Origin of the sequence: Longirhabdus pacifica, assembly GCF_004115085.1 — a bacterium.
GTDB classification, from domain to species: Bacteria; Bacillota; Bacilli; order Paenibacillales; family DSM-105158; genus Longirhabdus; species Longirhabdus pacifica.
In genome coordinates this window covers 18,358-40,004 of sequence record NZ_QXJP01000023.1, presented here as the reverse complement: position 1 = coordinate 40,004, position 21,647 = coordinate 18,358, and the positions used below count along the sequence as shown (strand labels likewise).

The window sequence follows — 21,647 nt, the reverse complement described above, 5'->3', positions numbered from 1 at the left end:
TTAAGCTTTCGTTTCGAACATGCCTTTGCGATGATCTCTCGTTTTTTCTGGATGTTGGTAGAGCATATCATCTTCTGGTTCACCGAATAATAAGTCTACGGAATAGTCGAGAAATTGCAATGCATCAGCAATCAATTTATCGTTTAATGTTTGACATGCTACTAATTGTTCCATGACTGGTAGTAGTTGCTGCTGTAAATCTGTAAGTTGTTGTTGATCGGGTTCTTCTTTCGTTAGAGCGATAAGATTCGTTAATGTCGGATCTATTTGCTTATCACCTGACAATGACAAAGATTGAAAGTATGCATTAACGAGGTTTTGGCGACGAACTTCCAATGTTTCAATGACAGCTATATATTTCGCCTCTTTGCTGGTGATCTCTGACAGTGATGTGATGTCATTGGCTACAATAATATCTTTCTTTTGCTTTGCCAATTGTAGTAGCTGTTCATGTGCCTTGAGCAGTTGTTGTATACATACAATAATGTCCTTCAATGGTATACCCCTATTCTTCGTCAATTTGTCGGAAGTATGGAAGCAGTTTGTCCACTAATTTTTCATCGGCAACACGATATGTGCCGCTATTTACTTCTTCTTTCAACTGCTCCAATCTCTCTTGTTTCTCTATGCTGTTTATTTTTTCGCTTGCCTGAATTTCTAGCATTTCTTTTGCTTGGGATGATATTTGCAGTTGATCTTTCTTTTTACCAAGTTTATCTGTTTGTGCCTGATAGTCATGTGATTGTTTTCGATAATGATTTAATGCACTTACTCGATTTGTATCATTTATTTTCATGGTTTTTCACCTCTTTAACCCTCATCTTACCTCGTTGTCTCCTATTCTAGCGACATGATATGCTTTAGAATACGAAAAATTGAAAAAGTTGTATATATATTTGGTTGTATCACTTCTGGAATAACAAAAAACCGATAATATATCGTCTGTGTTATTATCGGCAACGTTTATTATAAAGTTTATATTGTGGCATTAATCTTTTCGATACCCTCGGCGTACGAGTCGATCTCCAATATTATACTTCCCATTTTTATCGGTATGCTGGTTTTCTGATCCTGGAACACCTCGAAATAAGTTCTTCACTTCCGTTTTCAACCGATCTGAGCAATCTTTACACACTTTTCCCCCACGTATAATACCACCGCACATATCACAAGGATAACCCATGTTGGGATTATCTCGAATAGACAGTCGCCCTTCTGTAATAAACTGTTCAATCTGCGAGATAGTTACTTTCGTTTCACTACTTAACTCTACGATTGTTGCATTAGGATGTTCGTTTAAATATTCCCAACAAAGGTCGTATTGTTTTTCTATTTTACTCACACATTGACTGCATATACTTCGAACTCCCTTGCCAAATAACTTGCCACACCTCGGGCAATTCGCTAGCTGCATGTGAATTCCCTCCTTTAACCCGATCCATTTTAACAAATATAGTGTACCTCATTCTTGAAGAGATGTATATATTCTTTGGCATATTTTGTATTTGTTTGTCGTTCCTTGTAACGAAAAGCCTGTCTGCATCTCACATACTTTTGTTATCGGCTTATGACGTTTATTTACTTTATGCTGTATGCTTGCTGATTTTTGCTTTCGCCTTACGCTCTACTCCAACACAGGCTGTATACTACTGCATCTGGCAATGCTTGTACTATACATTTTGCACAGGCGTTCAATGTACTTCCTGTCGTATACACATCATCTATCAGTAAGACTATCATAGGCACTCGACGTTGTCGCCACTGGGATACAACGTGGGTAGATGCTGGGTTAAAGTGAAAAGCATCTCGCAATGCTATTTTTCGCTGCTCTCTATTTTGTCGGCTTTGTTTTTCCGTATGTTGAATTCGGTCTACAAGCTGCATGCAATCTAAATCATAATAAAGGGCTACGCCTTCTGCTAACTGTTGTGCTTGATTAAATCCCCGCTCTATGTTTCTTTCGCGACTGGTCGGTACAAAACTGACGATGATGTTAGCCTTTCGCTGCGCTAACAATGGGTGGTAATGGGTTTCCATGCCGATGATCATCATGTCGACAAATAAGGGAAGCAGCATTTCTTGCCCGCGAAATTTGTACAATGCGAGCCACTGCTTCATGACAGGAGTGTAAGAAACTGCGCTTCGATTAGCATGAATATATTTGATCTCATTACGTTTACAATCAGGACAATGCGCTGCTCTTCCGCAATGCATACATTGCAGGTGTTTGATCCACGGAATGTCATGTACACATTTGGCACATAGCTTTAACGTCGTCTGATTACTTTTTGCAGCTCCGCACAGGAGACAAACTTCTCGTTTACCTTGTACTACATTTTTGATGGATTGCATCAACCATTTGATATAACCGTCACTGTGCTGAAAAGCGTGCATCATCGTAAGTACCCCTTTTTCCTCGCTGTATGATTCATGACTTTAATTTGTTTCATCGCTTCCACTTGTCCTTTCGTCCTCTCTTTGCTAAAAAAGTACACTTTCCCATTCGGAAAGTCAGCGGAACGCCCGGCGCGTCCTGCCATCTGTACTAAGGCAGCAGCATCAAACATAGTACTGTCACTATCGATCACGTATACATCACTATTAGGAATGGTTACTCCTCGTTCTAGTATCGTGGTTGTGACGATGATTTGGATGTGTTGCTGTCGAAATTGCATCACTTTATCACCTCGGTCCTCATCCACGGAAGATGTCCCTGCCATTGCGGTCTGTGGAAATGCTTTGCTTAGTTTTTTCACGACGAGGGGGACATAGGAGATAGCAGGTACAAAGATAAAAATTTGTGCTTTTCGCTCCAATGATGATTGCAGTGCTTTTTTCAATAAAACAGGAAGACCATTCCACTTCTTGATTGCCTGCACATGTTTCATTATGGGAACAGGTAGAGGATGACGATGGTAACGAACCGGAACTTTCACATGGTCCATTTGCTTTTTTTTAATGCTTTTCTGTATTTGCACAGGAGGGGTTGCGGTTAAGAACACGTATCTCCCATCTTCTTTGATGACTTGACTGGCGGCATACTGCAGCATTGGATTGTTGTGGAAAGGAAACGCGTCGATCTCATCAATAATGACGAGGTCAAATGCATTGGCAAAGCGCAACATTTGATGTGTCGTTGCGATGGTAAACGGCGCTTTTTCCCAGCGATCAGGGCTGCCGCCATACAGTACTGTTATAGGGGTATGGGGGAATGCTTTTTTTAGTCTTGGCTCCAGCTCTAAAACGACATCTCTTCTTGGTGTCGTTAACAGCACATGATGATGCCTCGCTAGTTCATGTTCAATGAGTGGGAAAATGATTTCTGTTTTTCCTGCTCCCGTTACTGCCCATATTGCGAAGCAACGACGGTCTTCTTCTCTAGGTAGTGAATGAAATATGCTGCGATCTTGTTTTAAAAAACGCAAGCCCGTTAAAGCGGCTTCGTTCTGCGCAGGACTTAAATGCCATTTTGCTAGCGATGGTTGGTCTTGTTCTGTGCTGTTGGCACCACTATTGGCATGGGTGTTACTGTGGGAGATTGTATGTATTTTCTCAGTCATGTTGGCATGGATGTTGGGATTAGTGTTGGCATGACTGATTGTCATGTCGTCCCAATCATTCTTTGCAACTTGTGGAGTTAGACGGTTGCTTATCTCCCTTGTAACCCTTGTAAATAAAGGAGTGCACGTTCTGCATTTACCCATCGTCATGCAGTTTGGGCAGTAATAACATACAAGGTCGCATGCACTACATGGTGTCATTTGCAACGATGCAGCATGACATCCACAGCGCAGACAATGAACGTCACTTTTGTTAAACCATGAATGGGGTGACCATAACGCCCGTGGCTTTGTACTTCTCATGATCGCTGGTTGCCAAGCTAGTTTCTGTTCTAGCAATAACCACTGCAAATGGGTCTGCAACTGTCGTTGTGCGGCTTCGGTGTACTGCTGTGCATATTGCTGCAGCTCTGTTAGTAGTAGCCTTCTACCTTCCATAAACTCCGCTAAAACGGTAAGAAACTGTGAGGATATGTTCTGTGTCGTCATGAAAGTGTACACCTGTGTAAACCATACTGTTTTCCATGCCTCTTGTTGCGATGGCGTTGGCATCAGTGGAGTTTTACTATGTTGTTGTTTTTGCATGAAGGCAATCCAATCTCGTTGTGTGAAGTATTGCAGCAAGTCAGCAGAAAATGCGATGTTGCATCCACGGTCTTTTGGAAGAGATTGTACAGCACGTTGCAAGTTTGTTACGACGTGTGTATGGATGATCTTCTGAGCGCTGTCTCTGTTGTTCTTGTTGTCCGTTAACGAAAAAGCTTTGCTGCTTTTGTTTAATTGCTGCTGCATAAGATAGGCGATGTCAAAGGCAAGCGGCTGTTGCAATAACACCATCGCTTTCTCTTTTTTCATCGCTATCCAATAGGACAAGTCACTTTTTAAATCTAATGTAGTGCGCCAATGCAATAAGTGTAACGTTTCATGCTGTGGATGATTGTGAATGACGGCATACAAGTGTACTTTCATATCATGCTCCCTCCTCCTCAAAAAAAGCACACCTCGTCCTGTCATACAGGATCGAGGTGTGCTTCACACTCGAAATGATATAGATTGAAATAGTATACAATATTAAAAGTGAGTCAATAGACGACGTAAATCGTGATGTTGATTTATGTGGATAATAAAAACATGCTTTCCTTCTCTTTGCTGCATGTATTTAGGTAGCATAGAAGCCTGAATACAATGAAGTGGATCGCCATAACGACTCTTTAATTTACGAATAATCGCCATCGTATCATCATGAGATCCTTTATCGACAATGGTGAGATGTACATTTTTCCCTCTCCACCAAGTCATGAAAAAAATATAACGGATATACCACTCTACTTGTCGCTGATTATTAATCGTAACAAGGATGAAATGCTGCTTTAGACGTGTTGTGCATTGTATTTTTGTTCGTAAATTGTATATCAAATGAATTGCAATCATACCCGAGCCGTATAGTCCGATCAACCAAAGCAATCCTTCGATCATCGTGACATACCTCCCTATACGACATCATATGCTTATCATGATAGAGAGGTGTCTATACGTTGTTTTATTTACATTATGTAATTGGTTCCAAAAGATGTCGGTCTTGCTTATTTATTTATATAGCAAAGTACTAGATGTTTACCCAACCATTTTTTATAGCGTAGATAACAGCTTGTGTACGATCATCCACTTCCATTTTTTGCAGAATACTGCTGACGTGGTTTTTGACTGTTTTTTCACTAATATATAAATGCTCGCCTATCGCTTTGTTACTTTTACCAGAAGCCATCAGTCGCAATACTTCGGCTTCTCGCTTCGTTAAACTACTATCGTCTTTTTTAATATACTGGGCAGCAGGATGGTCTTCGGACATTTCAGATATGGCTCCATTTTCATTCACGTAGGTCATTCGGCGAAGTTGCGAAACCAATTTACCTGTTACTTTCGGATGAATATATGCATTACCTTCTACGACGGTACGAATGGCATTGACAAGTTCCTTCGCTTCCATGTCTTTTAGCAAATAACCTTGTGCACCTTTGCGAAGCGTCTCCATCACGTAGCTTTCATCGTCATGAATAGATAGTATAATAACTTTGATATCTGGGAAAATTTCACGCAATTTTTGCGTAGCTACCACGCCATTTTCCACAGGCATGTTAATATCCATTAATACGATATCTGGTGGTGTGGCATTGCAAACTTCGAGTACCGCAATCCCATCTCCACATTCACCAATAACTTGCATATCTTCTTCCATGTTAATGATGCGTTTTAATCCTTCTCGAAACAGTGCATGATCATCAGCTATCACGATTTTCATCGTAGCTGAAGTGATTAATGACATTATAAATCCCCTCTTTCTTTGGAATCTGGTTTAACGGGTACTTGGATAAACATCTTGGTGCCTTGATCAGGAGCTGTCTGTATGTTGAATTTTCCTTCTAACAACTCCACTCTTTCTCGCATTCCAATAATGCCGTAGTTATCACCTTCAGATATTTTGTCTTCCACCTTTTCCACCTCAAATCCAATGCCATTGTCTTCAATAACTAAATATATAAAGTTTTTTTGAAATCTCATTTCTAAATTAACTTGTGTCGCTTTAGCGTGTTTTTTCACATTGGAAAACGTTTCTTGTACTAGTCTGAATATAGCAACTTCCATTGCAGAAGGTAATCTTTCTTCTTTTCCATTTACCGTGATTCTCGCTTTGATGTTATATTTCTCTTCAAAATCATGCACAAATTTTCTAAGGGTAGGAAGTAATCCTAAATCGTCTAATGCCATCGGTCGTAAGTTGAAAATAATTTTACGTACTTCTTCTAAATTAGACCTGACTTGCTGTTTCAAATCGACGATTTCCGCCTTCGCTAACTCAGGCTTGTCTTGTTCCATCATGCGTTCTGCTATTTCGGTTCGCAAAATCAAATTCGCCATCGACTGCGCCATACCATCGTGAATTTCACGAGCGATCCTTTTTCGCTCTTCTTCTTGAGCTAGAATGATGCGAAGTCCAACTAATTGACGATTTTTAACAGATTCTAATATTTTAGTAATTTGACTGAGATCACCAGATAAATAATCTACGGCAACGTTAATTTGCGAAGTCACATTTTCAGCTTTAGACACCGTACTTTGCAAGTTTTTCGTCCGCTTTTGCAGTTCATTGCGTCTGACTTTCAAGTTACTCTCTTTTTCTCTAAAGATCATAATGTCCATTTGGATGACGGTTGCTTTTTCATATGCATCTTTAATGTCTTGTTCTGTATATTTATTGAAATCTCTACTCACTTCAGATAATACGGCTCTAGCTAGTCTGAACTGTCTCTCTAGTTTATCGACATTTTCTATCGTTTCTATCGTTTCGAGTTTAATTTCTTCCAGTTCATTTTTGACCGCTTGCAATTCTTCTCTTGCACTTTCGCATATTTCAAATATTGCATATTTAGAATCATCCATCATCTGAATCGCATCTTGTATGACGCGATCAATTGCTTCTGTTTGTAACGTCAATGCCATTACCCTTTCTATTGTTATACTTTCATGTTCAATAAATGAATTTGTGAAAAGGTTCGTAGCTATGTTTAGATCTCATTCTTCTTTTTCACTCCACATAGAATGAGTTTTCATATATTTTTAAGTTAGTGTATACGGTTCATCTCACCAAACTTGATAGATGGTATACAGCATAACCGATATATTATGTATGTTTTTGTAACTTTATCAGTATACATGTCGTATACTTCATTTGCTTACCAAAATGAAGTGAAGATAAAAACTCACGATAAAACTAGCTTCATAGAACTTGCATAGAGCTAATTATCCTGATATGTTTCCCCTTAGGCTATATGATGGTGTTGAAAAGATTTTAACGAATTGTAAATAGTAAAAATAGTCTAACATATAACCAGACAAGCGTTGAAAGGCGCTTCATTTCCATGAATTCCCTCAACAAATCGTGTCCATATACAACCCATATACACTTTGCTACAGTAAAACAAATGCTTGTTACGGTATAGATAAGAAGTGTAAATAGTGTACTACCTGAAAGAAGTTGTCCAAATGAGGTGATGGCTTACATGCTTCTCATTATGAACAACTTCCACTTTGTATTACCTATATATTAACATAATTATGAAGTTTAACAATAGCTAGAATGTAATTTTTTATCGTAATGTAATGGTTCTTGTCGCATCGTCCCAACCAACATCCCAACCGAGTGTGTCGGAAAAGATAAAACGGAGGGGAATCATCGTACGTTCGTTTATGATTTGTGGAGCGAGAGGAGAAGTTATCCCTTGTCCGTCAAACACCATCTCTGGATTATCAATCCACATCTCGAGCGTATGCCCATCAATATCAATCGTTACTTTTCGGTCATCGTTATTCCAATCTACTTCGCCACCGAAGGCTTCAATAATAAAACTAATCGGTACGAGTGTATTCCAGCCTGAATCAATTATCGGCGCTTGATCCAACACTTTTTCCTGACCGCCAATCGTCATGACCGTTTGATCAATAACCAACTTCACCACAGGACGACTGGATACTTTACTTGCGAAAGTCATCCGTACATCATCCACAAACACTTTGCCTTCCCACACTTCTTCTGTCGTCTCTTTTCCTTTTACAACATAAATGCGCTGTAACGTTAATGGTCCTAAATCTGCGTAGGATGACAGATCAGCGGAAATGTTTTCCCAACCTTCCCAGTCGATAGTCTCTGCAAGTGTCACGCGCTGTTCGTTGCCTTCGTTATCCATGAATATGGCACGCAGCATATGATTGCTGTTATTACCATAAACATTGAGGTCTAGTTCAAGTGGTGTTTCTGGTGTTAACAATCCTTCATCTTCATTAAAAGATGCATACACTGCTTGTGTTTCCGCTGTATCACTGAACGTATATGCGATAGATAATACTTGGCCTTGCGCTGCATCCATTTTGTTTAATGCTGCGGTGCCTGTCACATCATCTGGATATACTTTTGTCGTGATGTCTGCGGTACTTTGCTTTTGATCAAAGTCTAATATTGTTTTCTCTTGTTCTATAGGTAGGATTTGCTCAGCTGTCAATCCATCGAAGTTAGCCATCACTTTTGCTTCGCTCACACCTTCTAGTGATGTGACTTTTAGTTTTCCATCTTCTACTACACCTTCAAATCCTTCGACGCTCCACTCTATCATGTCACTTGGTACAGTCACACTTGTTTCTGACGTGGTCACTGCTTTCAGCGTTAGTGGATACGACTGTCCTTCTTCTAACACAAGGATAGAATCATGGATTGCCATTTCACTAATTTGCGCACTACTTATAATTTCAATTTCTAATTGCTCTGTTACATCGCCAGATTGCACTTGTACGATCGTGTTTCCACCGGTTGCTGCTGTAAACGTATTATTGTTCCATGTTCCAAGTTCTTCACTATCTGTATACACTGGATACACCGCATCTACATCTAACGGATTGTAGTATTCATCATACGCTTTGAGTTCGTATGTCGTTTGTTCGTTAATAAACAACGTTTCTTTACCTGAAAGTTTGAAACCAGCCAATGCTCCCTCAGGAGCTTCTGAATACACGCCTACTCCGTTGACGACACGACGTACGCTGCTTCCTTCTGGCTTTGCAACTAATGCCGGATCAAATTCACCAAGTTCACGGGACACCATCTGTGTCGATCCACCGCCATCTAAGTTAATGCCTTTCCATACGCCAATCTGTGTCATAAAGTATTGAAATTCTGAGACGGTCAATCCTGTATTCCCTTGTGTGTTATTCACGGTAATGAGATATACGTAACGCTCATCTTCCGAGTAACCAATGCCAGTGCGAGAACGAGCGCTGTTCGGACTGATGGAGGAGATAGAAAAGGAGTACGTCGCTTTCTTCCCTTGATCGACAAGAATCGTATGTCCGCCAATCATCATTTGTATGTTCTCTGGATCCAGCTTTTCTTGCGATGTGCTAGAAATAAATTCATAGTCCATTTCTACTGCATCGCCAACTTGAATATGTTCTTGGATAAACGTCGCTGCATTGTCGTAAGCTTGAAAGAACACAGCTCCATTGGGAACTGACATTTCCACAGGTTCCTCCACAAAAATTTGCTGTACGATACCGTCGATAACAATCATTTCTGTTGGTAAATTGTCTGCATCTTTCTTGCGGGCAGTACCGCCCCATTTATCGGTATACATGTAAAGCATGTTTTGCGTGTAGGAGTAGGATTTATTTACTCCACCGATTCTATAACTTGTATCACCTTCATGCGTGAGCTGACCGTTAAACGTATACATATCAATCACCGGTTTACCTTCATTCGTCACCGCAAACGTGTACAATCCAGATAGCGGCGTAGGAGAAGAAATGAGTTCCCCGTCCGATATTTCTGCTCCGATTGGGCCTCCTTCAAAGTTTGATCCCATATCGAAATAATCTGCGTTCACTCCCGCTACGGCGCTTGTTTCGTTGACCATATTTTGTACTGTGTTTTTCTTTGTCGTATAGATGCCGTTTTGACCCGTCATGACGTCGAGCTTCACGTTAGGGTTTTGCAAATCTATTTTTATCACATCTACCTTAGATCTTACGGCAGAACCATTTCTAGTAGATTTCCATTCATACACATGCTGCTCTGCACCGTCGGTAATTAATTCTGTCTCTAGTAAATTAACCGTCGTTTGCTCATCCCAATACACCGTTACGGATTCTGCTTGTACCGGCATCGAAGGCATGATCGGGGACATGATCGTCGTGATGATGAGTGCACCGCCCGCGATCGCTTTTATTGTAAAATGTTTCACGTTCATTACTGTGTTCCTCTCCCTTATCTCTATGATTGCTATGCATCGTTGTGTTTTACCATAAAATATAATGCATTACATATAGTTCGTTAAATAATCTATTGATTAATGCGTAAAAAATGAGACTCCCTTGCATGGAAGTAGCTGAATCGTTTTGTACTTCTCTTGCATTAACCTGTACAGCGTCCAATACAAAAGGTTTCAAAATATGACACCAATATACATTCTAGCAATCACTGTTATCATCTACTGCTAAATTTCACATACTTATAATGATTAGACTTAAAAAAGATATAAAAAGTTGCGGGAAATGAAGAGGAAATACGATAGAAGTTATTGGAATAATTAGTAGATGGATAGATGAAAGAAGAGAGCTTACGCTCTCCATAACAATTGAAAGAAATTTTGTTTTATTTTTTGCGGTTGATCTTTGTGTATGAATGTACCTTGAATAGCATGAAGGGCATGTTGTTGCAGTGTGTGAGTCAACTGCTCTCCCCAAGCCTGCTTTACAACGCTATAAGCGGCTTGCATATGACAAGCTCTTTCTCTTATATTGTGAGCATCAGAAGCGATGAAATGTGCTTGGTTATTTTCTAATAACTGCATGCAAAACTTTTTTATTTTTCTACCGAACTGACCGGTTACACTGCCAGCGGTTAGTTGTGTGTAAACGCCCATGTTAACCAAATCATACAGTATATCTGGACGTGTGAGAATTTCCTGATTTCGCTCTGGATGAACAACAATCGGATATATATCTTGCAACATAAGGTTATAAAATAGTTGCTTGCTATAAGCAGGAACATGCGTGGACGGTAACTCTACTAAAATAAATGTTCCCGTATCGTTTACCGTCAGTAGTTCTTCCTCTGCTAACTTTTCCTCCATCTCACCGAACAGACGTATTTCTTGCCCCGGCAATACAGTGAGCGGAATATTCGCATTATTCAAAGCAAGATTCAACTGTTCTACTTCATGTAATACTGTAGTTTTATGGTTGAAAAATTTGCTTGTTCGATGATGCGGTGTGGCTACGATGTGGGTAATACCTTGTGAAACAGCTTGCTTCGCCATTTGCATGCTCTCTTCTAGGAAGCGCGCGCCGTCGTCGATTTGAGGCAAAATATGACTATGAATATCGATCATTATGCTTCACCTTCACCGTAGTAGGCATAATATTCGTTTTGTTGCGCTGTTGCCTGGTTCAACACTACACCTAATATTTTTGCGTTGACCCCTTGCAATAACTCCTTCGCTTTTTTGGCCTGGTCTACTTCTGTACTGCCACTATTCACGACAAGGATGGTACCATCGCATTGATTAGAAAGCACTTGTGCATCCGTTACGGCTAAAATAGGAGGCGTATCAAAAACGATGAGATCATATTGTTGTTTTACGCTGTCCATTAACGCTGTCATCCTATTTGATCCGATTAATTCAGCAGGATTAGGTGGAATCGGCCCACTGGTTAAAATGCTTAAATGTTCTGTTTCTGCATCCTGCAGCCCTTGTTGTAATGATATTTGATTAGTTAAAACGTTCGTTAGCCCAAATCGATTTTGCAATTTGAACGTATAGTGTACGGTTGGTTTTCTTAAATCTGCATCAACAAGCAGTACTTTTTTGCCCTGTTGTGCAAACACAACCGCCATGTTTGCTGCCGTCGTCGTTTTACCTTCGCTAGGCTTAGAAGAAGTGACTGCGATAGTTTCTACTTCTGCATCGACGGAGGAAAACTGTATGTTCGTTCTAATACTTCGATACTGCTCTGCCATAGGAGATTTCGGACTACTTTGCGTAATAATAGGTCGCACGTTGTTTGAAGGTTTCTTTTTTCGATACAATAGTAGTCGTCCTAATTTATTTTGTTTCACTATGTTAGCCAAGTGATGTGCCTCCTGAACGCTGCATGAAATTTCGTTTCATATTTATATGTTTCGTTTTATCGTCATCCATATTAACGACAGAACCAAGCACGGGAAGCTGTAAATGCTGCTCGATATCGTTCGTTGTTTTTATTGTATTATCAAAATATTCAAGTAATAATGCTAGACCTGTTCCCATCATGACTCCTAATACCAATCCTATCATTGTATTTAAGAGTGCATTGGGTTTTACTGGTTGCGGGTTTTCCAAAGTAGTGGCTACGGATAATATCGATACGTTATCGACGTTCATTAAATTTCCTATTTCACGCTGAAATACATTGGCTGTCGTGTTGGCTATGGCTACGGCTACATTGTGTTGCGCATCTTGCACGATTAATGAAATGACTTTAGAATCGGCCTCACTACGGACCTGTATTTTATTTTTCAATTCTGCTGATGACATCGATAGAGAAAGTTCTTCTTTTACGATGTCTAATATTCGTGGACTTGTAATAATGACGTTATATGTATTAATTAACTTTAAATCGGTTTGCAGTTCATTGATGTTATACACGTTCTCTTCTTCTGTTTTGCTTACTAATATTTGTGTACTACTTTCATAGACTGGTGTAGTGATAAAAAAGCTGTACAATGCGGCTATTAACGTGACGATAGCGGTGACGCTAAGTATGAGTACAAGCCTCTTTTTTATCATTCCTATGATCTGCTTCAATTCTATCGTTTCTTCCATTACTCCTCCTCATCATTCATTTCGTTTTTTTTAAAAGTTTCTAATATGAAAATATCACACAACTAGTTCAATTTTACCATATGACTTTAGTAATTAAAATATAATATCTATAAAATTCTATAAAATCCAACAAAAAACTACACGATATACACTTTTATGGTGTAATGTGTAGTTTTATAGACGGATATTGGTCATTCTTTGTACCTATAATAGGTTTTGCTAACTACTATTTTAGTCATGCTTGTACTGTATATTTTAGATCGATATTTTTGTATTCATCATGCGTTATATAAGATAAGAAATAATAAGATACAAGCATACGCCTCAGTAGTTTACTCATCCCGCTGGTATAAATCACGGGAGTACACTTTATGTTTTACATCTTCTAGTTCCTTAGACCAGCGATTGGTGATAATGACATCACACTTTTGCTTGAATGCATCTATGTCTGCTATCACTTCAGAATGGAAAAATTCTCTTTCTTGCAAGGCAGGTTCATAGACAACGACTTCTACTCCTTTTGCCTTAATGCGTTTCATGACGCCCTGAATGGAAGACTGCCTGAAGTTATCTGAGTCCATTTTCATCGTTAGACGGTAAATGCCGACGACGTTAGGCTTTGCTGCTAATATTTGATTGGCAATATGGTCTTTACGTGTCATATTGGCATCGACGATCGCTCCAATAATGTTGTTTGGTACATCGGCATAGTTTGCCCTTAATTGCTTTGTATCTTTCGGTAGGCAGTAACCTCCGTAGCCAAACGATGGATTGTTGTAATGGGAGCCGATACGAGGATCTAGGCCTACGCCTTCGATGATGTTTTTCGTATTTAAACCTCTTATTTCCGCATACGTATCGAGTTCGTTGAAGTACGCTACACGCATCGCTAAGTATGTATTAGAGAATAGCTTGATTGCTTCTGCTTCTGTAGCGCTGGTGAATAGGACTGGGATTTCTTGTTTTATCGCGCCTTGCATGAGTAGGTTAGCAAATGTTTGTGCCCGTTCCGATTGCTCCCCGATAATGATGCGGGAAGGGTAGAGGTTATCGTATAAGGCTTTCCCTTCTCGTAAAAATTCTGGAGAGAAGATGATGTTGTCTGTTTGGAATTGCTCATTGATTTGTGCAGTATAGCCAACGGGTATCGTCGATTTGATGACGATCGTGGTGTCAGAGTTGATGGATAGGACGTCGGCTATAACTGCTTCTACAGAGCTGGTGTCGAAGAAGTTTTGTTCTGGGTCGTAGTTTGTTGGGGTGGAGATGATGACGTAGTCTGCGTCCTCGTATGCATGTTTTGCATCTGTTGTAGCTGTTAGGTGTAGTGTTTTGTTTGCGAAATAGTTTTCTATTTCACTATCTACGATAGGAGATTTCCGCGCGTTAATGGCGTCTACTCTTTCTTGCATGATATCAATAACGGTTACTTGCTGATGCTGTGCTAATAGCACAGCATTGGATAAACCAACATATCCAATGCCTACCACTGTGATTTTCATAACAATACTCCCCTTATATAAACAAGTTGGGTATTTCCACAGAAGTTGAAAGTTTCCTTCAAGATGAAATTTACAAATTATTATTAAAATTCCAATTTTCCTTATATTTAAAAATTTTTTCCATTTTCTTAATCTCTTCAATTGATAAATCCCACCAAGACAAATTTGTTAACTGAAGAATCTTTTCATCACTAAATCTTTTTTTTATAAAATTAGCTGGCACACCACCAACAATTGTAAACGGTTCAACATCTTTTGTAACAACAGCCCCAGCCGCAATAATTGCACCATTTCCAATTTTTACACCTTGCAGAATTACAGCGTTACTTCCAATCCACACATCATTACCTATGAAAGGTGGGCTATAGACTTCATTCCATATTTCTTCGTAGCCGAATAAATTTCTAGTACTATAAGTCATCGGTGAAGTAGAAACATAGTTTGTTGGATGCTCAAACATTCCTACTTGACAATTATAACCTATTGAAGTGAATTTTCCGACTACTCCAGAAGCAATGACTGTATTCGGGCTGACATATGAGTAATCATCAATTTCAACACCATCCCTAATATCTACATTACGCATAATCCCAACACCTTGTCCTAACTTCACATTATCTTGTAATAAATAAGAATTAATAGAACAATTATGGAATTTCTTTTGTAATTTTAAAAGCCTAAAATGTTCTTTAATTGCATTTGGAATATATTTTTTAAATCGCATCACTCTTACCCACACCCTATATCTCAGCTTCTTTATATACTTTTAATTGAAACAAGACAAGATTAATTGACATACTTCCAATTTTACTACTAAATGCTACTAATTAAATTTTATAACTTCATCAACTTACGAATACATTTTATCATAATAACTAGCATAATCACCAGATATGATATTTTCAATCCATTCAGTGTTATCAAGATACCATTGAATTGTTTCTTTTATGCCATGTTCAAACGTATAGGATGGTTCCCATCCTAATTGAGTAGTAATCTTAGAATTATTTATAGCATATCTTCTATCATGACCGGGACGGTCTTTAACATATTTAATAATAGTACTAGACTTATTAAGAGTCTTGATAATAAGCTTAACTATATCAATATTTGCCTTCTCGTTATTTCCCCCAATGTTATATACTTCTCCATCCACACCTTTATGAAGAACCGTATCAATAGCATGACAATGATCAAATACATGTAACCAATCTCTTACTTGCAAACCATCTCCGTAAACAGGAAGGGGTTTATCCTGTAGACAGTTATTGATCATTAAGGGAATTAATTTCTCTGGAAATTGGTATGGGCCATAATTATTGCTGCATCGCGTGATGTTAACCGGTATTCCAAAAGTTTCATTAAACGCTCTGACGATCATATCTGCACTTGCTTTTGATGCTGAATAAGGGCTGTTTGGCATAAGTGGCATAGTTTCCACAAACATACCTGTTTTACCCAAAGCACCATATACTTCATCTGTTGAAACCTGAAGAAACTTAACTCCATTTTTATACTCCCTGCAATACTTATCTTTAGGATTTAGTTTCCAGTGTCTTTTAGCTACATCTAATAATACTTGTGTGCCTATTACATTCGTTGTTAAAAAAATTTCTGGATCCTCAATACTTCTATCGACATGTGATTCAGCAGCAAAATTGATAACGGATGTGATGTCATAATTTATAAAAATTTCTTCTATTTTAGATCTATCCCTTATATCAGTCTTAATAAATTCATAATTTGAATAATTTCTATCAATATGTTTTAGACTTTCAAGATTTCCTGCGTATGTAAGAGAATCAATATTAATTATTTTATAATTGGGATGCTTTTCTAACATTATCTTAACAAAATTGCTCCCAATAAAACCTGCACCACCTGTTACTAATATTGTCTTCATATCTTCAATCCTCCATAATATTTAGTTCAACTAAGAATCTAGATAATGCATCATTCCAATGAGGTAATCTTTCAATCCCTGCTTTTTTAGTATTTTCATTCGACAATCTTGAGTTTAGTGGCCTCCTTGCTCTAGCCCCGTGCTCTTCGGTAGTAATTGCATCTACTTTCATCTCAATACCTGATTTATAAAATATTGCTTTTGCGAACTCATGCCAGCTACAATAGCCTTCATTAACTGCATGATAAGTCCCATATTTGTTGGTTTTAACTAGCTTAACAATAAAGTTAGCAAGATCTTTAGTGTAAGTAGGTGATCCAAATTGGTCCTTTACAACACTTATTTCATTATTAGTTTCTGCCAACTTTAGCATTGTCTTCACAAAATTATTACCGTTAAAACCGTAAACCCATGATGTTCTAACAATAAAATAATTCTCAACTAATTTTTTTACAATTTTTTCTCCCTGTTCTTTAGTAAAACCATAATAGTTAATTGGATTTGTTTCTTTAGTTTCAGATTGAGGATCCTTTCCTAATCCATCAAAAACGTAGTCAGTACTTATATAGACCAGTTTTGCACCTATTTCCACAGCTGCATTTGCAACATGTCTTGTCCCCTCAACATTTACAGCATAACATAATTTATTTTCATCTTCCGCTTTATCAACAGCAGTATACGCAGCGCAATGAATAATTACATCAGGTTTTTCTTTTAAAATATATTCTGTTACAGATTTTTTTTCAGTAAGTTCCAACTCATCTCTTCCTGGGGCGATGACATCTAATTTAATTTCTTTTAACTTAGAGATTATATCATTACCAAGTTGACTATTAGCTCCAGTAATCATAAACTTCAAACTAAAATCAACTCCGCTATCTTTTAGATACGGTGCTTGTAAATCTTTTTCTGATAAAATTGGGTTTTGCATTACCCAATCAACCCCTATTTCTGGATCATCAAACCTTATACTTCCATCGTGTTCTAGGGAATAGTATTCATCTACTTTATATTGGACTTCTACTTCTTCAGTTAATGTAACGAATCCATGGGCAAAACCTTTTGGAACAAGTAGTTGTTTTTTATTTTTATCTGAAAGTTCTATTCCAATCCACTTTTTATAGGTTGGTGAGCCTTTTCTTAGATCCACTACAACATCATATATTTTTCCTTTTGTACACCTAACTAATTTTGTTTGTGCTTTAGGATTGGTTTGAAAGTGCAATCCCCTCAATGTTCCTTTTTGATATGACATAGAATGGTTATCCTGAACAAAATTCAAATCAATTCCCTGCTCACTAAATTTTTGCTTAGAGTATACTTCCGTAAACCAGCCTCTATGATCTTCAAAAACTCTTGATTCAATAATCACAACACCTTCTATTTCAGTCCTGTGTATTTTCATTATACAGCCTCACTTAATATCTTATTTTGCCTTCAGCAACTTTTTTAAGATGTTCCCCATAAGGAGATTTACCATATTTTTGGGCTGATGCTAGAAGCATCTTTTTATCTATCCATTCATTTCGATAAGCTATTTCTTCAAGAGCAGATATTTTTATGCTCTGTCTCTTTTCGACCATTTGGACAAACTCAGCAGCTTCAACTAAACTGTCCATAGTACCTGTATCAAGCCATGCATATCCCCTACCAAGAAGTTTAACATTTAACGTACCATCTTCCAGGTACATTCGATTTATATCTGTAATTTCAAGCTCTCCTCTAGCTGAGGGCTTAACTTTTTCAGCAAAATCTACAACTCTATTATCATAAAAATATAATCCTGTTATACAGTAATTTGATTTTGGATTTTTAGGTTTTTCTTCAACTGAAATTACTGTACCCTCTTCATCAAATTCTACGATTCCAAACCTTTCAGGATCATGCACATAATAACCAAATATTGTTGATTTTCTGTTTTCAACATTTTCTTTTGCCTCTTTCAATATTGAAGTAAATCCATTACCATAATAAATGTTATCTCCTAATATGAGTGCTACATTATCATCCCCTATAAAGTCTTTACCGATAATAAAAGCCTGTGCTAGTCCATCTGGAGATGGCTGTTCTGCATAAGACAGATTGATTCCAAACTCATCGCCATCTCCTAATAGCTTTTTAAAGTTAGGTAAATCATTTGGAGTAGAAATAATTAAAATATCCTTGATTTCAGCTAACATCAAAATTGAAAGGGGGTAAAATATCATTGGTTTATCATAAATAGGTAATAGCTGTTTGCTAGTAACCATTGTGAGCGGATATAATCTTGTACCTGATCCTCCAGCTAAAATAATTCCTTTCATTTTGTTCTCCTCTTGTCATAATTAAATTATAAATTATTTTTTATATTTATATAAATTAACTTGTCTTCAGTATAATATCAATAAACTCCCTTACTGATCCTTCCCCACCATTTTTACTACATATAAAGTTTACTTCTCTTTTTACAGATTCCACAGCATCTGCGGGGCAACCTGTAAATCCACAAACACGCATACATGCAAGATCATTTTCATCATCTCCAATATATGCAACCTCTGTGAAATCACAATCATACCGTTCAGTCAATTCTTTTAGTTTCTCTAATTTATTATCTTCACCTTGAAATAAATCTACTATTTTTAGCTCATCAGCTCTCCTCTTTACTATTTCTGACTTTCTACCAGTAATAATTGCGGGAATAATGTTTTGAGCATGCAATTTTGAAATCCCCATTCCATCTTTTACATTAAATGCTTTTAATAATTCTCCCTCCGATCCTATATAAATCTTTCCATCTGTCATTGTACCATCAACATCCATAACTAGTATTTTAATTTTCATATCACAATACCTGCATTTAGTATATCTTGTAACCTCAGTGTGCCAATTAATAATTTGTTGCAATCCATTACTGGAGAGCTGGAAATATTTGTTTTTTTTAAAATTTGAAGTGCCTCAATGGCCATCATTTCTTCTGTTAGTACGATAGGATTTTGTGACATAACATCATCAACAATTAAATTGTAGACATCAACTCCCTTTTCTAATTGACGCCTTAAATCACCATCTGTAATAACACCTTTTATAAAGTAATTACTATCTACAACTGTGATAATTCCAAGACCTTTTTTCCCCATCTCAATTATTGCTTTTTTTAACGTTTCACCTTGAAATACGAAAGCATTATTATCTCCATGAGCCATAATGTTCTTAACTTTAATAAATAACTTTTTACCTAATGAACCTGCTGGATGATATAAGCCATAATTATTTTCATTAAATCCATAGAATTTTGATGCCACAATTGCTAATGCATCTCCGTACACTAATGAAGCTGTTGTACTAGATGTTGGTGCCAATCCCATATAACAAGCCTCTTCGAACTTTGTAAAAACTTGAGCAATATCACTGTGCTTTATTAAAGTAGAATCTGCATTTCCTGATATTCCAATAAGTGTTGCACCTATTGCTTTAATATTCGAAAGAATTCTTGTCACTTCATCACTTTCACCACTATAGCTAAAAGCAATTACTACATCTTCTTTTCCGATTGTGCCGAGATCTCCGTGTAATGCTTCTGCAGGATGGAGGAAGAAAGAAGATGTGCCTAAGCTCGCCATCGTCGCAGCAATTTTTCTTCCAATATGTCCTGGCTTACCCATACCTGTAATAATTACTTTTCCTTTACAATTGGTTATTGCATGGATTATTCTTAAAAAATCATCGTTTAGTGAATCCCTTACTAACTCTAGCGCTTTAATCTCTATATCAAAAACTCTTTTTCCTTCTTGTATAAAATCCATCCAACCCCCCCTTATCTATTAATAGCATTATATATATTAAGTAGTTTTTCTAAAATAGGTTTTAGCTCTTTTAAAGGTACCATATTAGGTCCATCTGATTTGGCATTATCCGGGTCTGGATGAACTTCCATAAATACGCCATCTGCGCCAACAGCTAATGCTGCTTTTGCCAAATACTCCACATATTCTCGGTTTCCTCCTGTTGTATCACCTTTTCCACCAGGTTTTTGCACACTATGTGTTGCATCGAATATAACTGGGTATCCAAATTTTTTCATTTCAATAATAGCTGTCATATCTACAACTAAATTATTATATCCAAAAGTAGTTCCTCTCTCAGTAAGGTTGATTTTAACATTTCCACTATCCTCTAATTTATTAATGACATTTTTCATATCCCACGGAGCTAAAAACTGGGCTTTTTTAACATTAATTTCTTTACCTGTCTTAGCTGCAGCAATCAATAAATCTGTTTGTCTACATAAAAAAGCTGGAATTTGAATTATATCAACAACCTTCGATACCGGAGCAGCTTGATAAGGCTCATGAATATCTGTCAGTACCTTAAGTTCTAATGTATCTTTTATTTTTTTTAATATTCTTAAGCCTTCTTCCAAACCAGGTCCTCTGTAAGAGGATATTGAGGTTCTATTTGCTTTATCAAAAGAAGCTTTGAAAATATACTCTACCCCTAGCTCATCAGTAACCTTTTTGATCTCCTCTGCAACTTCCATAGCCATCGCTTCGTTTTCTATAACACATGGACCAGCAATTAATCTAAACATTTTTCAATCTCCTTTTTTCATGCCTTCACTGATTAACATAGCAAATTCGTAATCTTCTTTTGTATCTATGTCCATTGCTTCAATACTATCAACTTCTTGAATATAAGGGTTGAATCCAATTCTTCTACGGTGTTCAGTGAATATTTTCTTTTCAAACATAAAAAATCCACTTGTTTCAATATATATTGGATCCATATCTTGTGTTCTTGGGACATCATTTAAATTATAATTTAGTGGCACATCTTTATACCACGCAAATGTCTGAATTCGTTGAGCTGAAAATGCTGAGTCATAACCCTCTTTAATCATTTTTTCTAACGCTGATTCAACTGTTTCAGATTTAATAAAAGGTGAGGTTGTATGTGCTAGAATATAGATATCTGAATCTATCTCATTGATAAAAGCATCATATATATCAAATCCTTTAACTAAATCTCCATCTAAATGTTGACTTCTTTTAAGAAATTTAACTTTTTCAGGAATATACTCTGTTATCTTTTCATCGCTACAATATACATATGTTTCATCAATTCCGTATGTTTTAGAGAGCGTATTAAGTATGTGCCAACATAAAGGATGATCTGATATGGGTAATATATTTTTGTTTGGTAATCGTACACTATTAAGTTTTATAGGTATAAATGCAACTACTCTCTGCTTTTTTTTCATTTTCCACCGCCTTATTTTTATTTCAACTATCTACGA

21 protein-coding genes are annotated in these 21,647 nt (G+C 37.4%); all 21 read right to left on the bottom strand.

Annotation, left to right across the window (positions count from 1 at the left end; genetic code table 11):
* Positions 1-495, bottom strand: a complete 495-nt coding sequence (locus tag D1Z92_RS14390) for a flagellar protein FlgN (protein WP_164931636.1) — start codon at positions 493-495, stop codon at positions 1-3.
* 10 nt (positions 496-505) lie between these two features.
* Positions 506-796, bottom strand: a complete 291-nt coding sequence (locus D1Z92_RS14385) for a flagellar biosynthesis anti-sigma factor FlgM (protein ID WP_128896372.1) — start codon at positions 794-796, stop codon at positions 506-508.
* Between the two features lie 192 nt (positions 797-988).
* Positions 989-1,414, bottom strand: coding sequence for a TIGR03826 family flagellar region protein (locus tag D1Z92_RS14380; protein ID WP_128896371.1), 426 nt, complete (start codon positions 1,412-1,414; stop codon positions 989-991).
* A gap of 203 nt (positions 1,415-1,617) precedes the next feature.
* Positions 1,618-2,397 carry a ComFC family protein gene (locus tag D1Z92_RS14375; RefSeq protein WP_128896370.1) on the bottom strand — a complete coding sequence of 260 codons (780 nt, stop codon included), beginning with the start codon at positions 2,395-2,397 and terminating at the stop codon, positions 1,618-1,620.
* The gene (locus D1Z92_RS14370) at positions 2,394-4,529 is read right to left on the bottom strand and encodes an ATP-dependent helicase ComFA (protein WP_164931635.1); all 2,136 of its coding nucleotides are present in this window, start codon (positions 4,527-4,529) and stop codon (positions 2,394-2,396) included. The genes D1Z92_RS14375 and D1Z92_RS14370 overlap by 4 nt, the downstream gene beginning before the upstream one ends.
* A 102-nt stretch (positions 4,530-4,631) precedes the next feature.
* Positions 4,632-5,036, bottom strand: coding sequence for a hypothetical protein (locus tag D1Z92_RS14365; protein ID WP_128896368.1), 405 nt, complete (start codon positions 5,034-5,036; stop codon positions 4,632-4,634).
* Positions 5,037-5,166: 130 nt separating this feature from the next.
* Positions 5,167-5,883, bottom strand: a complete 717-nt coding sequence (locus tag D1Z92_RS14360) for a response regulator (protein ID WP_128896367.1) — start codon at positions 5,881-5,883, stop codon at positions 5,167-5,169.
* Positions 5,883-7,052 (bottom strand): sensor histidine kinase, encoded by a 1,170-nt coding sequence (locus tag D1Z92_RS14355; RefSeq protein ID WP_240666757.1) that lies wholly within the window; start codon positions 7,050-7,052, stop codon positions 5,883-5,885. The genes D1Z92_RS14360 and D1Z92_RS14355 overlap by 1 nt, the downstream gene beginning before the upstream one ends.
* A gap of 653 nt (positions 7,053-7,705) precedes the next feature.
* Positions 7,706-10,351, bottom strand: coding sequence for a stalk domain-containing protein (locus D1Z92_RS14350; RefSeq protein WP_128896365.1), 2,646 nt, complete (start codon positions 10,349-10,351; stop codon positions 7,706-7,708).
* A 369-nt stretch (positions 10,352-10,720) separates the two neighbouring features.
* On the bottom strand, positions 10,721-11,494 hold the full coding sequence (locus tag D1Z92_RS14345; protein ID WP_128896364.1) for a tyrosine-protein phosphatase: 774 nt from the start codon (positions 11,492-11,494) through the stop codon (positions 10,721-10,723).
* The gene (locus tag D1Z92_RS14340; RefSeq protein WP_128896392.1) at positions 11,494-12,123 is read right to left on the bottom strand and encodes a CpsD/CapB family tyrosine-protein kinase; all 630 of its coding nucleotides are present in this window, start codon (positions 12,121-12,123) and stop codon (positions 11,494-11,496) included. The genes D1Z92_RS14345 and D1Z92_RS14340 overlap by 1 nt, the downstream gene beginning before the upstream one ends.
* 103 nt (positions 12,124-12,226) lie before the next feature.
* Positions 12,227-12,967, bottom strand: coding sequence for a YveK family protein (locus D1Z92_RS14335; RefSeq protein WP_128896363.1), 741 nt, complete (start codon positions 12,965-12,967; stop codon positions 12,227-12,229).
* Positions 12,968-13,299: 332 nt separating this feature from the next.
* Complete coding sequence (locus tag D1Z92_RS14330) at positions 13,300-14,469, bottom strand: nucleotide sugar dehydrogenase (protein ID WP_128896362.1); 1,170 nt, start codon at positions 14,467-14,469, stop codon at positions 13,300-13,302.
* A gap of 70 nt (positions 14,470-14,539) precedes the next feature.
* Positions 14,540-15,193, bottom strand: a complete 654-nt coding sequence (locus tag D1Z92_RS17730) for a CatB-related O-acetyltransferase (RefSeq protein WP_276318881.1) — start codon at positions 15,191-15,193, stop codon at positions 14,540-14,542.
* 126 nt (positions 15,194-15,319) lie between these two features.
* Positions 15,320-16,372: a dTDP-glucose 4,6-dehydratase gene (gene rfbB / locus D1Z92_RS14320; protein ID WP_128896360.1), complete on the bottom strand. Its 1,053-nt coding sequence runs from the start codon at positions 16,370-16,372 to the stop codon at positions 15,320-15,322.
* A 4-nt stretch (positions 16,373-16,376) separates the two neighbouring features.
* Positions 16,377-17,777: a dTDP-4-dehydrorhamnose reductase gene (gene rfbD, locus D1Z92_RS17760; RefSeq protein WP_164931634.1), complete on the bottom strand. Its 1,401-nt coding sequence runs from the start codon at positions 17,775-17,777 to the stop codon at positions 16,377-16,379.
* 13 nt (positions 17,778-17,790) lie between these two features.
* Positions 17,791-18,675: a glucose-1-phosphate thymidylyltransferase RfbA gene (gene rfbA / locus D1Z92_RS14310; RefSeq protein ID WP_128896358.1), complete on the bottom strand. Its 885-nt coding sequence runs from the start codon at positions 18,673-18,675 to the stop codon at positions 17,791-17,793.
* A 55-nt stretch (positions 18,676-18,730) separates the two neighbouring features.
* On the bottom strand, positions 18,731-19,195 hold the full coding sequence (locus D1Z92_RS14305) for a KdsC family phosphatase (protein WP_128896357.1): 465 nt from the start codon (positions 19,193-19,195) through the stop codon (positions 18,731-18,733).
* On the bottom strand, positions 19,192-20,157 hold the full coding sequence (locus tag D1Z92_RS14300; protein WP_128896356.1) for a KpsF/GutQ family sugar-phosphate isomerase: 966 nt from the start codon (positions 20,155-20,157) through the stop codon (positions 19,192-19,194). Before D1Z92_RS14300 ends, D1Z92_RS14305 begins: the two co-directional genes overlap by 4 nt.
* An 11-nt stretch (positions 20,158-20,168) precedes the next feature.
* Positions 20,169-20,942, bottom strand: coding sequence for a 3-deoxy-8-phosphooctulonate synthase (gene kdsA, locus D1Z92_RS14295; protein WP_128896355.1), 774 nt, complete (start codon positions 20,940-20,942; stop codon positions 20,169-20,171).
* A 3-nt stretch (positions 20,943-20,945) separates the two neighbouring features.
* Complete coding sequence (locus tag D1Z92_RS14290; RefSeq protein ID WP_128896354.1) at positions 20,946-21,611, bottom strand: acylneuraminate cytidylyltransferase family protein; 666 nt, start codon at positions 21,609-21,611, stop codon at positions 20,946-20,948.
* Between the last annotated feature and the right edge of the window lie 36 nt (positions 21,612-21,647).

What these genes read in the sequence shown, in the direction of transcription:
- D1Z92_RS14385 (WP_128896372.1), bottom strand. Translation starts at nt 796, where the DNA reads ATGAAAATAAATGATACAAATCGAGTAAGTGCATTAAATCATTATCGA.
- D1Z92_RS14290 (WP_128896354.1), bottom strand. Translation starts at nt 21,611, where the DNA reads ATGAAAAAAAAGCAGAGAGTAGTTGCATTTATACCTATAAAACTTAAT.
- D1Z92_RS14365 (WP_128896368.1), bottom strand. Translation starts at nt 5,036, where the DNA reads ATGATCGAAGGATTGCTTTGGTTGATCGGACTATACGGCTCGGGTATG.
- D1Z92_RS14300 (WP_128896356.1), bottom strand. Translation starts at nt 20,157, where the DNA reads ATGGATTTTATACAAGAAGGAAAAAGAGTTTTTGATATAGAGATTAAA.
- D1Z92_RS17730 (WP_276318881.1), bottom strand. Translation starts at nt 15,193, where the DNA reads ATGCGATTTAAAAAATATATTCCAAATGCAATTAAAGAACATTTTAGG.
- D1Z92_RS14340 (WP_128896392.1), bottom strand. Translation starts at nt 12,123, where the DNA reads ATGGCAGAGCAGTATCGAAGTATTAGAACGAACATACAGTTTTCCTCC.
- D1Z92_RS14335 (WP_128896363.1), bottom strand. Translation starts at nt 12,967, where the DNA reads ATGGAAGAAACGATAGAATTGAAGCAGATCATAGGAATGATAAAAAAG.
- D1Z92_RS14305 (WP_128896357.1), bottom strand. Translation starts at nt 19,195, where the DNA reads ATGAAAATTAAAATACTAGTTATGGATGTTGATGGTACAATGACAGAT.
- D1Z92_RS14360 (WP_128896367.1), bottom strand. Translation starts at nt 5,883, where the DNA reads ATGTCATTAATCACTTCAGCTACGATGAAAATCGTGATAGCTGATGAT.
- D1Z92_RS14330 (WP_128896362.1), bottom strand. Translation starts at nt 14,469, where the DNA reads ATGAAAATCACAGTGGTAGGCATTGGATATGTTGGTTTATCCAATGCT.
- D1Z92_RS14380 (WP_128896371.1), bottom strand. Translation starts at nt 1,414, where the DNA reads ATGCAGCTAGCGAATTGCCCGAGGTGTGGCAAGTTATTTGGCAAGGGA.
- D1Z92_RS14350 (WP_128896365.1), bottom strand. Translation starts at nt 10,351, where the DNA reads ATGAACGTGAAACATTTTACAATAAAAGCGATCGCGGGCGGTGCACTC.
- rfbD (WP_164931634.1), bottom strand. Translation starts at nt 17,777, where the DNA reads ATGAAAATACACAGGACTGAAATAGAAGGTGTTGTGATTATTGAATCA.
- D1Z92_RS14370 (WP_164931635.1), bottom strand. Translation starts at nt 4,529, where the DNA reads ATGAAAGTACACTTGTATGCCGTCATTCACAATCATCCACAGCATGAA.
- kdsA (WP_128896355.1), bottom strand. Translation starts at nt 20,942, where the DNA reads ATGTTTAGATTAATTGCTGGTCCATGTGTTATAGAAAACGAAGCGATG.
- D1Z92_RS14375 (WP_128896370.1), bottom strand. Translation starts at nt 2,397, where the DNA reads ATGATGCACGCTTTTCAGCACAGTGACGGTTATATCAAATGGTTGATG.
- rfbB (WP_128896360.1), bottom strand. Translation starts at nt 16,372, where the DNA reads ATGAAGACAATATTAGTAACAGGTGGTGCAGGTTTTATTGGGAGCAAT.
- D1Z92_RS14345 (WP_128896364.1), bottom strand. Translation starts at nt 11,494, where the DNA reads ATGATCGATATTCATAGTCATATTTTGCCTCAAATCGACGACGGCGCG.
- rfbA (WP_128896358.1), bottom strand. Translation starts at nt 18,675, where the DNA reads ATGAAAGGAATTATTTTAGCTGGAGGATCAGGTACAAGATTATATCCG.